The 14,304-nt window shown below is 68.5% G+C and carries 10 protein-coding genes and 5 pseudogenes; 5 read left to right on the top strand and 10 right to left on the bottom strand.

The genetic code is table 11. The features are described 5' to 3' along the window. Nucleotides 1–27: 27 nt before the first annotated feature. Together HEP81_RS38600 and HEP81_RS38595 are read right to left on the bottom strand one after the other, a co-directional pair. Nucleotides 28–1,776 carry a SpoIIE family protein phosphatase gene (locus tag HEP81_RS38600; RefSeq protein WP_078967672.1) on the bottom strand — a complete coding sequence of 583 codons (1,749 nt, stop codon included), beginning with the start codon at nt 1,774–1,776 and terminating at the stop codon, nt 28–30. A gap of 282 nt (nt 1,777–2,058) precedes the next feature. Continuing rightward, the gene (locus tag HEP81_RS38595) at nt 2,059–2,421 is read right to left on the bottom strand and encodes an STAS domain-containing protein (RefSeq protein ID WP_037662100.1); all 363 of its coding nucleotides are present in this window, start codon (nt 2,419–2,421) and stop codon (nt 2,059–2,061) included. 167 nt (nt 2,422–2,588) lie between these two features. Here HEP81_RS38595 and HEP81_RS38590 point away from each other — a divergent pair, with 167 nt between their 5' ends. After that, nucleotides 2,589–3,032 (top strand): ATP-binding protein, encoded by a 444-nt coding sequence (locus tag HEP81_RS38590; RefSeq protein ID WP_051850578.1) that lies wholly within the window; start codon nt 2,589–2,591, stop codon nt 3,030–3,032. A 500-nt stretch (nt 3,033–3,532) separates the two neighbouring features. Here the strand turns inward: HEP81_RS38590 and HEP81_RS38585 are convergent, their stop codons facing one another. From HEP81_RS38585 to HEP81_RS41960, 3 genes and pseudogenes are all read right to left on the bottom strand, one after another. Next, nucleotides 3,533–3,928, bottom strand: a complete 396-nt coding sequence (locus tag HEP81_RS38585) for a radical SAM protein (protein WP_051850573.1) — start codon at nt 3,926–3,928, stop codon at nt 3,533–3,535. Between the two features lie 341 nt (nt 3,929–4,269). After that, nucleotides 4,270–5,340, bottom strand: a complete 1,071-nt coding sequence (locus HEP81_RS38580) for a polyprenyl synthetase family protein (RefSeq protein WP_037662097.1) — start codon at nt 5,338–5,340, stop codon at nt 4,270–4,272. 548 nt (nt 5,341–5,888) lie between these two features. Continuing rightward, a pseudogene (locus HEP81_RS41960) lies at nt 5,889–6,083 on the bottom strand (IS5/IS1182 family transposase); the annotation flags it as partial. On the opposite strand from HEP81_RS41960, the pseudogene HEP81_RS38570 reads away from it, so the two are divergent. Then, a pseudogene (locus HEP81_RS38570) lies at nt 6,000–7,325 on the top strand (IS1380 family transposase). The pseudogenes HEP81_RS41960 and HEP81_RS38570 overlap by 84 nt on opposite strands. Nucleotides 7,326–7,484: 159 nt before the next feature. On the opposite strand, the gene HEP81_RS38565 reads toward HEP81_RS38570, so the two are convergent. The 5 genes and pseudogenes from HEP81_RS38565 to HEP81_RS38545 all read right to left on the bottom strand — a co-directional run. Further along, on the bottom strand, nt 7,485–8,600 hold the full coding sequence (locus tag HEP81_RS38565) for a hypothetical protein (RefSeq protein WP_157854586.1): 1,116 nt from the start codon (nt 8,598–8,600) through the stop codon (nt 7,485–7,487). Nucleotides 8,601–9,040: 440 nt separating this feature from the next. Continuing rightward, nucleotides 9,041–10,196: pseudogene (locus HEP81_RS38560) on the bottom strand (serine hydrolase domain-containing protein). Nucleotides 10,197–10,317: 121 nt separating this feature from the next. Next, nucleotides 10,318–10,539, bottom strand: a pseudogene (locus tag HEP81_RS38555) (SDR family NAD(P)-dependent oxidoreductase); the annotation flags it as partial. A gap of 281 nt (nt 10,540–10,820) precedes the next feature. Next, nucleotides 10,821–11,519: a response regulator transcription factor gene (locus HEP81_RS38550; RefSeq protein ID WP_051850572.1), complete on the bottom strand. Its 699-nt coding sequence runs from the start codon at nt 11,517–11,519 to the stop codon at nt 10,821–10,823. Beyond that, nucleotides 11,516–11,968: pseudogene (locus HEP81_RS38545) on the bottom strand (sensor histidine kinase); the annotation flags it as partial. The pseudogene HEP81_RS38545 and the gene HEP81_RS38550, both read right to left, overlap by 4 nt. A 263-nt stretch (nt 11,969–12,231) precedes the next feature. Between HEP81_RS38545 and HEP81_RS38540 the strand changes: the two are divergent. The 3 genes from HEP81_RS38540 (at nt 12,232) to HEP81_RS38530 (ending at nt 14,230) form a co-directional block, all read left to right on the top strand. Beyond that, nucleotides 12,232–12,612, top strand: coding sequence for an STAS domain-containing protein (locus tag HEP81_RS38540; RefSeq protein ID WP_243279748.1), 381 nt, complete (start codon nt 12,232–12,234; stop codon nt 12,610–12,612). Nucleotides 12,613–13,161: 549 nt separating this feature from the next. Continuing rightward, nucleotides 13,162–13,719, top strand: a complete 558-nt coding sequence (locus HEP81_RS38535) for a hypothetical protein (protein WP_037662093.1) — start codon at nt 13,162–13,164, stop codon at nt 13,717–13,719. 28 nt (nt 13,720–13,747) lie between these two features. Further along, nucleotides 13,748–14,230, top strand: a complete 483-nt coding sequence (locus HEP81_RS38530; protein ID WP_037662092.1) for a hypothetical protein — start codon at nt 13,748–13,750, stop codon at nt 14,228–14,230. The last annotated feature ends 74 nt before the right edge of the window (nt 14,231–14,304 follow it).

Below are 14,304 nucleotides of genomic sequence, written 5' to 3'. Positions count from 1 at the left end.
GCCTCCTGGCGATCGGTCCGGGACGACTCAGATGGGCGTAGGACGGCGGTGATGACCCCGTTCTTGGGCGGGTGTGCGGAGGGCGAGGAGGGCGACGTCGTCCAGGCCCGGTGGTTGGACACGGTGCAGGAGCTGGTCGGTGAAGGACGGCAGAGGGCGGTGGGCGAGGGCGGCGGCGTGCTGGCGCAGGCGGTTCAGGCCCTCGTCGAGGGTGTGACCGGGCTTTTCGACAAGGCCGTCGGTGTACAGCACGAGGGTGCAGCCCGGGGGAAGGCGGACGGTGGCGTCGGGGCGGGGCCTGCGGATCCCGGTGCCGAGCAGGAGGCCGTGGCCGTCGGTGAGGTAGTGGGCCAGGCCGTCGTGAGTGATGAGTAGGGGCGGGGGGTGACCGGCATTGGTCCAGGACAGCTCCCAGTGGCCGTCACTGTTCTGGGTCACCCGGGCGAGGACGAGGGTGGCCATGGTGACGTCGGTGATGGGCATGATGGCATCGTCGAGGCGTTCGACGATCCGGCTGGGGGGCTCCTCCTGGGACCAGGCGTAGGCGCGGAGCATGTTGCGCAGCTGGGCCATGCCGGCGGCGGCTTCCAGGTCGTGGCCGACGACGTCTCCTACAGCGAGGGCGGTGGCGCCGTCGGGCAGGGTGAAGGCGTCGTACCAGTCGCCGCCGACCTGTGAGGCGTCGGGGGCGGGCAGGTAGCGGACGGTCATCTGCAGGCCCGGCACACTCGGCATCTGCGGCAGCAGGTGATTCTGCATGGTCTCGGCGACCTTGCGCTGGCGCTGGTAGAGACGGGCGTTGTCCAGGGCCAGGCCGGCGCGGCGCGCGATGTCGTCCAGCAGGGCCAGGTCGGCACCGGTGAAGGCGCCGGGCTGGCTGGCACGGCCCAGCGTGAGGGCTCCCAGCACGTCGCGCGTGCTGCGCAGCGGTGCGATGGCCGCGGAGTGGATGCCGGTGGTTTCGAACAGGCGGTGCTGCTCTGCTGTGATCCCGGAGTCCGGGGAGCCCTGATAGGTGTCGGGGCCGGCCAGAGCGGAAGCGACGCCCCGCAAGGCCTGGGACAGCGGCATCGGGGATTCCTCAGGGATTGGCGGCATCGGCCCTTCAAGACCGTCGTGGTGGACCAGGGCATCGCCGTCAGCTTGAACCACGGCCGCACGCCACACCTCGTCGCGTTCGGTGATCAAGTCGATGACAGCCCAGTCCGCCAGGCGCGGCAGGACCAGACTGACCAGCCGGCGCAGCGCCTCCTCGGTGTCGAATGTGGACGTCAGCTGAGTAGTGGTCTCCGCCAGCAGGGCGAGTCGCTCGAAGGCGGTCAGCGTTCCGGCGGCCTGCTCCGGCCCTGCTCCGGGGCCAGAGGCCTGTCCGGAGGTGTGGAAGATGACGAGTGTGCCGGCGCGCCCAGCGCTGATGTCGTACGGCGCGATCGTCCAGAAGACGGGCAGCAGAGAGCCGTCGGCCTTTTCGAAGTGCTCGCGGCCGCCCCCGGCCGGGCTTGCGGCGTGGGACACCTGCCGCATGCCGCACTGAGAGGGGGCCAGCTGCTGGCCCTGCGGCCCGCGGTGCAGCAGATCGTGAGCGTCACGCCCCACAAGCTCGTCCGCAGAACGGCCCAGCACGCCTTCGGCACGACGGTTGGCGGCGATGATACGGCCCTGCTCGTCCACGACATAGGCCGCCGCCCCGATGGCCTCCAGCACCGGTATGAGGTGAGCGGAGGGCACTGTCACAGACTGTGCTTCCCCCATCTGTGTCCTCCGCGGTCCCACCATGCCTCGCTCCTCACGCTGCTCACCCTTGGTACCGCTTTCCAATCGGGGCGGGACCTCCCACCAGGCCAAGGCGGTGGCTCCTGGAGCGTTGCACAGGCGGCACGCCGATTACCAGCGCAGCCCCCACACAAGCCGCACGGGAGGCGCTGCTGCGAGACACGAGTCGCAACCCAGGCGATGATCACACCGCTTCGCCGACCCGAACGCTTGACTGCTGGTGTGCCGCCGGGAAACCTCTCGCAGCATCGTAAATGCGTCGCACGTCAGTCAGGGGCTGACCGCTCAAGACCGCAGGGCGCTGTGGATGGTGGGGTGGCAGGCGATGACCTCGTCGAGGCCGACGAGTTGGATGAGCCGCGAGAGGGAGGGACCGGGGGAAGCGAGTCGAAGCCAGCCGCCGGCGCTGTGCGCCGCACGGTGGGCGATGATGAGGACGTTGACACCGCTGGAGTCCATGAAGGTGATGCCGCTTAGGTTGAGGACTGTGCGGCGTGCGGAAGCGTCCCTGGTGGTCAGGGCCTGAAGCAGCTGGGGGGCGCTGTCGCGGTCGACCTCGCCGTGGACGGTCACCACGGTGATGCCCTCGGTCTCGCTCAGCGTGATCAACAGGTGATTCCCCGCTGATGCCTCGTGGTTGTCGTCCACGCTCTCCTCATCAGCTCATCCCGGTGGTTCAAGCCCGTGCTTCCTCGGCGAGAACCAGGGCGGGCGGGCATAATACTGGTTATGCAACCGGATGGCCCTGTCACACGTGTACGCACGGCGGGCGTGGTACCCGGCCGGGGAGTGGCGTGCGGAGGGACGGGGCCGAGATGGCTGGGCGGATCAATGATACGAGGGGCGATCGTTGCGACGGACCGGACGACGAGGCGTCATTTGCCTTGTCCGGTGCCGGGTCGTGCATCGCCGAAGCACGGCACCGGACCGCCGCCTTCCTCACCCGGACCGAAGGCAGGCACCCGTCGAGGGTGCCGGGCCGCGTCGTGAGCCTGGCTGAACTGGTCGTCAGTGAGCTGGTCACGAACGCCTGCAAGTACGCCCCGGGGCCCATCCAGCTGCGCCTGCGCGTGGCCGGCGACGCACTCGAGGTGGAAGTCTGGGACAGCGACCCGGTCCTGCCCACGGCGAGCGATGCGGACCCTGAACGGGTGGGCCGCCACGGCCTGGAGGTCGTCAAGGCCGTAGCCCATCTCACCGTGCTGCGCGAGACGGTCGGCAAGCGCGTCACCGCACGTATCCTCCTCAGTCCCGCCTGACACCGGGCGACGCTGCCGAGCGGGCACCGACTGCGCGGTCGCGTTTTGTGAGCCCTCCCGATGCGGGCGGGGGTGGTCGTGCCAGTTGGGGCGTTGGACCACAAGGCTCGACCGGCAGGCCTGCCCTCGGCGCGACACGGGCGAGCGCTGTCTCAGTCGGCTCAAGGGCTTGCGCAGCACCATGACGAGATGCGAGGAGACCGCCGCTTCCTATGAGGCGGCGATCGCGCTCGCGGGGTTCCCCGCTCTGGGCAAGGTCAGTCCGAAGACGGACCCTGGTCTACGGTGAGGACCAGCTTCCCTCGAGTGCGGCCTCGCGGCTGAGCCTCCAGGCTTCGGCAGCGTCTTGGCGATGGGGACCGTCAGTCGGCCTTCGTCGACCAGGCGGCCCAGTTCGGTCAGAGGCGCGCTGTCAGGACGGACCCAGACGTAGTGGCCGCCTCGGACGGCGGCGTCGGCTTCGACGATGGAGGCCAGCCGTTCCGGGCGGTCGAGCAGGGTCAGAAAGACTTCCAGGGCGTCGCCGCCGATGAAGTCCAGGGCGGCATCGATCCCCTCGGGGGCCAGTGCGCGAGGCATGCTGGTACAGCTTCACGACCAGCGCGGGCAGCATGGCTGTAGACCCGGACCCGCAGGCCCGCGTCCAGTGCGTGCTGGGCGATCGGGGTGAAGGCCGGGTGGAGCGTCGGCTCGCCGCCGATCAGCTGGACCTCCTCGGCGCCGAGGGCGACGGCCTGGTCGATGGTGCGCAACCAGTCGTCGTCACTCATGACGCCGTGGCCCCGCGTCGGCCCCGAGCCGGTGTAGCACAGCGACGGGCAGGAGAGTTGGCAGCGGCCGGTGCTCTCCAGCGACAAGGACCGCAGCCTGGCGGGGGCTTGCCGGGCGATCGTCATGACGCGATCGTAGGCCGACGGCCGTCAACCCGTCTGGTAGTACGGCCACTTCGGCCGACAGGTGCCTTTCTCCTCGCCCGGACCGCGGAACCGGCCCTCCGTGAGCCCGGAGCGCGATCTAACCTCAGATCACGCTGACTCCGTTGCCGGCCCCCTCCCCCACCGTGATCGCCCGGCCCGCCCACACGCTCCCGCCGATGCCGTCTGGCTCCGCGACAAACGACCCGTGGCTATGCGAACGGCTCCCGCGGCGATCGCCGCGGGGCCGCCCCGGACTGTCATCGACCTCTGGCATCACGCCCGCTCAGAGCACACCGCCACACCTGCCCTGCGTGCAGTGATCACATGGTGCGTTCAACGCTCCACAGCGGCAGCAGCTCGAAAGAGGTGACCGCTTCCTCCCGCCACCGCGGACGCCAGCCGGCGGCCACTGCGGAGGCCTGCCGCGCATAGCGGCGCATGTCCGCCCGCATGCTGTCCGGCACACCGCGGCGCTCCCCGATCTCCCGGACAGCGGCAATGGTTTCCAGTGTGCAGGACGGGTCGCCGAGCGCGGCCTGTACCACGCGACGCTCATCGTCGTCGACAACCGCCAGCAGGGCACGGACGGTATAGCTGTGCTTGCCGTCACGCAGATCGGTGCCGCATGGCTTTCCCATGACGGCCGCGTCTCCGAACAGGTCCAGGTAGTCGTCGCGCATCTGTCCGCTGATCCCGACCAGCCGCGCGTACTCGCGCAGTTCTTTCTCCGCGTGCGCCGGATGCTCGCCCGCGGCCAGGAGGCCCAGCTGCAGGGGTGCGAGGATCGAGTATCGGGCTGACTTGTAGTCGGCCACGCAGTGCAGCATTTCGGTGTCGGCTGCATCGGTGAAGTCGCGCTCCACGTCGATGATCTGGCCCACGAACGTGTCGGCCGCCGTCCGGGTCTGTACCTCGACCATGGCCTGACGCACCGCGGCCGGTGCCTTCGCCTCTAGCAGCGCCTGTAGCGACAGGGCGAGAGCGAGATCGCCTGCGAGCACGGTCAGGCCGAGCGCGGTCTGCGGGCGGCTGGGAAACCGCTCGCGATAGGCGTAGTAGGTGGACAGGCCGCCGCGGCGGGTGCGGCTGTCGTCGATGAGGTCGTCATGCACCAGGCCGTGGGTCTGGAGCAGCTCGATGCTCAGGGCCGCGGCGTCCAGTGCCTCGAGGGGCTCGCCCGTCACCAGGCGTGCCGCCTCGTGCAGCACAACGACCCGCATCCTCTTCCCGCCCCGCAGGGACAGCTCCCTCAGCAACTCCAGGCACTCCGGGGCGAACCGGCTGAACGACGGTGCATCGAGGGATGCGCTTACTGCATCGAAGTACTCCTCGAAGCGCTTGTTGAACCGCTGCTCGCATTTGCTTGCACGCTGAAGGATCTCATGGCTCATGTTTCGTCTTCCTACTCAGGCGCTGTCCAACGCACCGCCGTACACCGGCGACCATAGAGCTTGTGTGTTTGTCGCTGCCTGTGCCATCCGAAGCTGTACTGGGTCGCCCTGGAAGGGCGATCATTCTTTCCGTCTCCTCACGGGCTCCCGAGGCCTGCAAGATGTTCCGGACCTGTGCCGCGTCACACTCGTCAGGTCGAGCCGGCCCACCAACCGTTCCAGCCGCTCGCGTTGGTCCGCGTCCGCGCCTCGCAGGCTCCGGGGGCCAGCAGGACAGCCCGCTTGCCTTCCCGTGGATCGCTCTGGCCCGGCGCACACGCAGCATCCGTACTCCCGAACACGTCCAGCTGGCTTTGCTCATGAGTTTGGGCTCTGGCTCAATTTCCGTGATCGCGTGGCTGTGAGTGACACCGGTTGGGTAGGCAGCGACGCTTTTCCGTATGCGCGTGCTGCCCGGATGTCGACCGAGAGCTGCTGACGGACGAACGAGTCTCAGAGGTTGTCTCACGCGGCGGGTTTCGCGAGCTTCTTGTAGCAGGTCAGGGCGGCCAGGCGATCGACCTCTCAAACTTCCAGCGGTGGCGGCCGAGGCGTTCACCGGACTCGATGCCGGGCCGGGCGATGCGCGGAACAATGCCTCGCTCCCGCAGCCAGGCCAGATGAGCGGCAGCGTGGTATGCCTTGTCCGCCCGGAGCCGACCTGGTTTCCTGCGGCGCGGTCCGCGCCGGGAGCGGATCGCCGGTCGGCGCCGGCACCGTGGCGGAAGGCCCGGGCAGTGCGTGATCCGGGCAAGATCCTGCTGGATGTGGCCCTCGCCGTTGCCTTGGGCGGGGACTGCCTGGCCGATGTGGCCACCTGCGGGCCGAGCCGGCCCTGTTCGGGCCGGTGGCCTCCGGCCCGACCGTCTCCCGGCTCATCGGCACCCTCGCAGCGGACGGCCAACGACAAGCGTGCCCTGGCTGCGATCCGCGCCGCCCGCGTCGAAGTACGCGAACCTATCTGGCAGTTGGCCGGTGAAGCGGCACCGGACGCCGGCGGGCGGGTGACCGGGGGCCTTGACGGCGTGCTCCTCCTGGCGCACTCCGAGAAGCAGGACTCCGCCGCAACCTGGAAGAAGACGTTCGGCCACCACCCGCTGATGGGGTTCGTCGACCACGGCCGCGGAGGGTCCGGCGAGCCGGTCGTGGACCTGCTGCAACCAGGCCACGCGGGCAGGCTCCAACAACGCCGCCGACCACATTGAAGCCGCCCGGCTCGCAATCGCTCAGCTGCCCAAACGCCATCGACACGGCCGGCGCACACTCATCGCTGCGATTCCGGCGGCGGCACCCACGAGTTCGTGGCCTGGCTCGCCAAGCGCGGACAGTGGCTGTCGTACTCGGTCGGCATGGCCATCACCGATCCTATGCACGCCGCCGGCCTGAAGGTCCCGGCCGGCGCGTGGACGCCGGCGGTCTGACCGGACGGCGAGACCCGCGACAGCACCTGGGGCGCCGAAATCGAGGGCGACTGTCTCAAGAGCTGGCCGCCGGCATACGGATGATCGTCCGCAAGGGACGCCCACACTTCACCGATGCCGAAGTGATGCGCCTGACCTGCTTCGCCACCAACACCCAGCACACCCCGATCGCCGCACTGGAGCTGCGGCCCCGCCAGCGGACCAGAGCCGAGGACCGCATCCGCGCCGCGCGAGCCACCGGCCTTACCACTCTGCCTCTGCACGACGCAGCGCAGAACCAGGTCTGGCTGGAGATCGTCCAGATCACGCTCGACCTGCTGGCCTGGATGCCGATGCTCGCACCCTTGCTGGCACCGCCCAGCTCTGGGAGCCCCGACGGGGCTCCGCCTGCGGTTGTTCTCCGCCACCGCTGAGCTCGTCACCACCGGCCGTCGCCGCATCCTCCGTCTAGCGAAACACTGGCCCTTCACCGACGTGATCACGGAGGCCCTGGGAAGCCTCACCGCCCTACCCAACCCCGGCTGACCAGCAAGAACGCCCTACCCCTACGATCCCATTCACTCCGGAGCCGTGGAACCCGACGCGGCAGCCGGGCAATGGCCCTGCCCGTGACCCGCCGGGACGACCGCAACGGCCCGCCAGGTAACCCGACGGACCGTCATGAAAGATCGAGGCTGACCGTCCTCAGAAGGAGAACCACACATGGACGTGGCCCCAGAGCTGGTTCACCACCTGAACGAGTCCGTCCACGCCGACAAATGTAGTACGAAGTTTCTCCAGAGCTGACCGGATACGTTCTGGTTCTCGCTGTTCATCCGGCGCTCGCAGTTCAGCGTCTACCACGCCGAGTTCAGCCGCGGCACGTTCCCGAGTCCACTGCGGGAGGTCGTGAGCACCGGAAAGCGCCCGGCGTAACTGTGCAATCAACTCCAGCGCAGCTGCCAGATCCACTTCCCCGGAGGCCTGCGCGCCCGGTGCCGCGTTGTTGACGGTGGTATTTCGGACGCCCCCGTTGATCGTGTGGGCTACAGTGCCGGCGCCACGCGCGTCGATCTTGATACTTGGCTGATGGCGCTTCTTCTCTGCGTCGCTCATGCGTTTCCTGTCTCCCCCGTACTCTTCGAAGATGCGCTTCCCGCGGTCGGTGAGCCGTCGGCGTCGTCCGTCGTCGACAGCGTAGCCCTCGTGTACTGCCCAGGTGTGGACCCGATTCATGGCTGCCCGCGGGAGCTTCGCCCCACGGAACCGCATGGGAGCTGACCCGCCGCCGCCGAGGAGCCACCTCAGGTATTGTTCCCGGATCTCTTCTCGTAGTCTTGGATTAGCCCACAACTCGTCCGTTTTCCGCCGTTCTTCGCGGCGGCGCTCCCTTTGTCGCTCTTGCTCCTGCTTGGCACTGGCCATCGCTTGCTTGAGCGCGGCTTCCTCTTGCGCGGCCCTGGCTTCAGCTCGCCTGGCCATGGCCTCCCGCTCCTCTTCCTCCCGCTCTGCCCTGGCTTTGCGCTCCTCTTCCTCCTGCCTGGCCTCGGCCTCCCATCTCTCCTCCAGTGCCTTTCTGCGTCGGGCCTCTTCAGGGGTGGTCTTCGGGCCTACCAGCGCAATGCCAAATATGGTCAAGAGTGCGAGCAGCAGAGTAACGATCACTACCCCCTTCACTGCCGGGTTCTCCATGTATGCCGTCGCAACCCACATTGCCGTCCTCTCTTGAGTCGTCGGCCACACTGAGCAGTGTGTCGTCAAGGCATAGCAGCTTGCCCAGGCATATGCCGCCCTGTCCACCACCGGCGTACCGGTCACCACTGATGGAAGCAGCGTACTGACGCCTTTCCAGGGCCGGGCCGGCGGTCACCAAGTAGGGCTCTGCCTGGAATTGGAACCGTAGCCTGACAGCTGCTCATTTTCCGGCCTCCTGTGTCAGTCCCGTCCGCGAGTTGCCAGGCGACGTCCTGGTGCAGGACGTAGAGGAGGCCCTGTGGAAAGAGTCGATCACCCACTGGCCTCGGCCCTGGGCCGCCTCGGCCAGGACGGCAGCAGCGGTTCGATCAGCACCCACAAGCCATCGTCCACGATCCACGAACGAGCGTCACCCCCGCCGAACGATCAGATCGTCACAGCAGTCACGCTCGACCGGGACGCCTCGGCAAGATCGCTTTGCGGGCTTGAACAGTCATGCGTCGTGGTCCGATTTGCCCACCCAGTCAGCTGGGCCACCGTGAGGTGACGGGCTTGGGATGCGTGTGTCAGGCGTCCGCCGCGTACCGCCAGAAGTCCCTGATCACGGCTGCCGGCACGGGACCCGTCGCTGCTACCTGAGTCAGCAGGATGGTGACCACACCCGCGGCCGGGATGACGTGCGCCGCTGTGCCCGTGCCGCCGACCCAGCCGTAACGGCCGGGCACATTCCACGGGTTGGTCCGGTCGATGTCAACCGAGCCGCCGAAGCCCCAGCCCTGGCCCTGGCCCTCCAGGAACAGTCGGCCGGTGTCGCGCTGCGCCGGATTCGTGTGGTCGGTGATCATCATGCGTACGGAGTCGGCCGACAGCACCCGGCGGCCATCGGCCGCCACCCCGCCGGCCAGCAGCATCCGGCAGAAGGCCAGCCAGTCGTCGGCGGTCGAGGCCAGCCCGCCATTGCCGAGCGGTAGCGCGGGCGGCCTACTCCATTCACCGTCCGGGCCGTCGGCGAGCTCCAGGCTGCCGTCGTCGCCTGGCCTGTAGAAGCTGGTGAACCGATCCCGCTTGGCGGCCGGCACCTCGAAGCCGGTGTCCACCATGCCCAGCGGCCCGAAGGTCCGCTCCGTCAGGAACTGCGGCAGCGGCTGTCCGGTGACCCGCGAAATCAGCACGCCCTGCAGGACGGAGCAGGTGTCGTACAGCCAGGCGGCGCCCGGCTGGTACAGCAGCGGGATGCGGCCGAGCGCCGCCATCCACTCGTCGGCCGGCGGGAAGTTGCTCGGCATCCGACCGTCCTTCTGCACCGTGAACAACTCCTGCACCGCCGGCAGTGTGAAGTCGGAGGGGAATTCCGTACCCGGCCTGGGAGGCCAGCACGTCGAATACGGTGATGGGCCGGTCGGCCGGCACCACGTCGTCCACCAGGCTCGCCGGCGTGCGTACGACCATCGGCTTCCCCAGCTCCGGCAGCCACGTCCCGATCGGGTCGTCGAGTGCGATCGTGCCCTCTTCCACGAGGGTCAGCAGTGCGGCGGCGGTGACGGACTTGGTGATCGAGGCGACCCGGAAGATGGAGTCCCTCGCCATCGGGGCGCCGTCGCCGACGTCCTGTGCGCCGACGGCCGCCACCTCGACCTGGTCACCCCGGGCAACGAGGCCAACCGCTCCCGGCAGCGTACCGGCACCGACATGGGCTCCGAGCAAGTCGTGCAGGGTCGTCACAAGGTCCGCCTTCCAGAAGACTGAAGGACAGACTTCCGCACAGGCCGGGAATCATCGGCGTCGACAGGTCTGGCGGCCGGAGCTCGTCACGGAACGTCTCAAAAGGACCAGATCGTGATCGCGTCTGCTCCACCTCCGCGACAGCACCGGGGACGGCGTCATCGTCCGTCACGTCCAGCAGGCGACCCTGAGCGATACCGGGCCTGAGTTCTTCGAAGGCCCGCAGGTCCTCCTCGGAGCGGACGGTGCCGACGACGGTATGACCTGCGGCCAGAGCGGCCTCGGCGAAGGCACGTCCGAGGCCCGTGCTGACGCCGGTGACGAGCCAGTTCTGCTTTTGCACTGCTCCTCCAGCGAGGTCACGCGAGGAGCCAGACCGCTTGTTCATCAGAGCGTCTACACGGTGTCGATTTTTATCGTCACCATGTCGACTCTGGTAGTGCTCACGGGGGCGGAGCACTCAAAGTCACCGCGTGCCCGGCACCGCCCGAATCGGCGCCGCCAAGGCCCGGCGGCCGGACCGTCAGCCAGAACCGCGCCCAGAGCACCACAGCCCGTCAGCTCCCGTAGACGATGCTCGGCGCTGATTGACGGGACGGCCTGACCGCCCGACCGGGGCCAGGGTCACGCCAGACCGGCCGCGATGGCGCGGCGGACGGCGTCGGCCCGGTCCTGGATGCCCGCCTTGGCGAACAGGTTGTTGATGTGGGTCGTGACCGTGGCCTCGCTGATGAAGAGTTTCTCGGCGATGGCCCGGTTGGGCAGGCCCTGGCCGATAAGGGTGAGCACCTCGCGTTCGCGGCGGGTGAGGTCGCGGGGAAGCGGTTGTGCGTCGGCCGACGGACGCGTGCGGACGGTGGCCAGGAGGCGGTTTTGCACCTCGTAATCGAGTACGGACTGTCCCGCGGCGGCGGCCCGGATCGCGCGGACGATGTCCTGCCGCCTCGCGTTCTTCGTCAGATAGCCACGGGCGCCGGCGCTCAGGGCGGCCAGGATCGAGTCGTCGTCGGCGAAGGTGGTCAGCACGACCACGGCCGTTCCCGGGTACTCCTCGCTCAGCCGGCGGGTGGCCTCGGTACCGTCCATCACCGGCATGCGCAGGTCCATCAGGACGACGTCGACCGGTGTGGCGGCCACCGTGGCCAGCACCTCGGTACCGTCCGCGGCGGCGGCCACGATGTCGATGTCCTCGGTCATGCCGAGCACGGCGGCCAAGGGCTCTCGGACGGTGGCCTGGTCGTCGGCGACGATCACCTTCAACGGGCGCTCGGTCAGCGGATCCTGCGGGTTCCGCGGCTCCTGGGCCGATCCGTTCGCCGTCATCCTCGGATCACTGCCTCCACCTGCCAGCCGGCTCGGTCCGGTCCCTCGGTGAGCGGACCCGCGGTGAGGGCGCCACCCAGCAGGACGACGCGTTCGCGCATTCCTATCAGTCCCATACCGCTGCCGACCCCTGCGGCCGCCTCACCGGTCGCAGGCCCCTTGCGGATGGCAAACCTGGTCGAGGTGGCGTCGAACGCCGGCTCCACCGCGAGCTCGGCCCCAGGAGCGTGCCGGGCCGCGTTGGTCAGCGCCTCCTGCGCGATGCGCAGCAAGTTCTCGGTGACCTGTGCCGACAGCTCCCGGACGGTCCCGGTGACGGCGAGCACCTCTCGGTGGCCGGACGACTCGATCATGGCGGTCAAACTCTCGAGCAGCGGAAGGGAGTCCTCGCGCAGCGCGTGCACGGTCCACTGGGCCTGCTCCAGGCTCGCTGACAAGTCCGCGGCCATGTGCCGTGCCCGGGCGATACCGGCGCCGTCCCCGTCCAGAGCCACAGTCGTCTGTATGGCCTGGCCGTCCGGCCCCGTAGGATCGGCCCCCGCCGTGTCTGCCTTCCTCACGGCCGTCCTCAACTCCCCGTCCACAATGCACGGCGGGCCCGCATCTGCGGATCACGCCTGACAAGTGCTGTGACTCCGCCACTCGCTCGTGTCATCTGCACCACGCAGGGCACCGCTGCGGCCGGGGCGTGGCATATGCCAGGATCACCGGCATGGCTGAGCAAGACGAGATGACAGGACCCGAACACGCTGCACAGGTCGGACAACTGACGGTCGTCCACACCTTGACCGACGGCATCCGCGTGGTGTCCCTGGCAGGAGAGATCGACCACCACACCGGCGACGCACTCCGCGCGGCTCTGGACGCTTCCGGCGGGCCCGAGCCCCGAATCATCGTCGACCTGGCCCAGGTCACGTTCATGGACTCCAGCGGCATCAACATCTTCATCACCGCCCACCGCACCCTCGGCGAGGCTGGCGGCTGGCTGCGCCTGGCCGCTGTTGGCGACGCCGTGATGCGCACCCTGCGCATCGTCGGCGTCGACGCCGTCATCGACTGCCGCGAAACCCTCCACCAAGCCCTCTGCGACTAACACTCCCAGGAAGACGGGTGCGGCGTCCTCGATCCTGCTGGTGGCACGTCGACTGCCCGACAGAACCGGCTCTCTCCTTCGCTGAAAGGGCAGGGTCCTGTGCGACTCCTCCAGCGCAAGGCTCCGGCCTCGGCGTCTACTCAACACCGGGTTACTGGGTATGTGGCAGGTGGGGACGTCACCGGACCCACCGGCCGCAATACCTGGTCTTCTGCACGCGCTCGCATCCTCTTCACCTGGGGCCCTGTCTCCTTCCCCCCCAGCCGCCCCACCCTGTCCGTGCCCGGGCCCGGGGCGCCTCGTCTACGTCACGAATTGCGGACACCCCACGAGTAGCGGTGCCATCGTCGGGGTCCGGGTCGGCCACGACCGTTTTGCCCCCGCATCCGTGGTGCCGGATGCGGGGGCCGCGAGGCCGCCACTGCCACGAGCCGGTTCCCGCGTCGACGGAGACCCGCACGCTCGGGCAAGAACCGGTCTTCCCCATGGGATTGACTCGTACAAAATGGGAATATGGGGATATAGAACATTCAGTAGGAGGTGGGTGCGATGTCCACCGGCACGCTTCTGGCGATCGTCATTCCCGTCGCGGTTGTGGTCCTCTTGCTCGCCGCGGGTTTCGCACTCTTCACACGGCATCGGTCCCTGCAAAAGCGCTACGGCCCGGAGTACGAACGCACCGTCCAAGACGCCGACAGCCGGCTCGCCGCCGAGCGTGAGCTCAGCGCACGCGAGAAGCGACACGACAAGCTCGACATCAAGCCCCTGCCCGACCGCTTGCGCGACCGCTACAGCCGGGACTGGGACAACGTACAGCACGAGTTCGTGGACCGGCCGCAAGACGCCGTACATGACGCTGACCGGCTGGTGACCTCATTGATGCACGACCGCGGCTACCCCACCGACAGCTACGACCAGCAGCTGAAGGATCTCTCCGTGGAGCACAGCCGCACCCTTGACCACTACCGCAGCGCCCACGAGATCGACGCGCTCAGCGTCAGCCACAAGGCCACCACGGAGCAGCTGCGCAGCGCCATGGTGCACTACCGGGCACTGTTCGACGACCTTCTCTCCGACGATGGCCAGAGCCGCCACGCTCCGGCCTGAACCGCCGCGACACCGACACGGAGGAGACATGCAACGCGACGACGTACCCCGCTCGCCCGCCACCGGCCTGTCCACGGAGGACCTCGCCAAGCCCCATGAGACCGACGCGGAACCGAACGCCCCGGTCTACCCTGGCGAGGGCGGCGAAGTCGCGGACGCGACGGACGACACCGCCACCCACAGCACGCCCACCACTGCGGCAAACGAGGCGGCGGGAGCCCCGAGCCACGATGCGGACGCGACGCCGCAGTTGCTGACGGACCAGGACCAGGAGGGCCTGCGCGAACGCTGGGAAAAGATCCAGAACGCCTTCGTCGACGACCCGCGGGAAGCAGTCCAGGCCGCGGACAGCCTGGTCGCCAACGTCATGCAGACGCTCGCCACGACATTCGACGAGCACAAGAGGACCCTCGAAGAACAGTGGAGCCACGGCGGACAGGCCGACACCGAAGCCCTGCGCACCGCCCTGCGCCACTACCGCTCGTTCTTCAACCGCCTGCTCTCCACCTGAAAACCCGCCCGCCGAAACCGTGACCGGGACACAGCCCAGCGACGGCCGCACGCCCGCACCTGTCGTCAGCGGCC

Source organism: Streptomyces griseofuscus (assembly GCF_014673495.1).
GTDB lineage: Bacteria > Actinomycetota > Actinomycetes > Streptomycetales > Streptomycetaceae > Streptomyces > Streptomyces murinus.
Note: the sequence above shows the minus strand (reverse complement) of the source record. Positions and strands in the feature narration are given on the sequence as shown.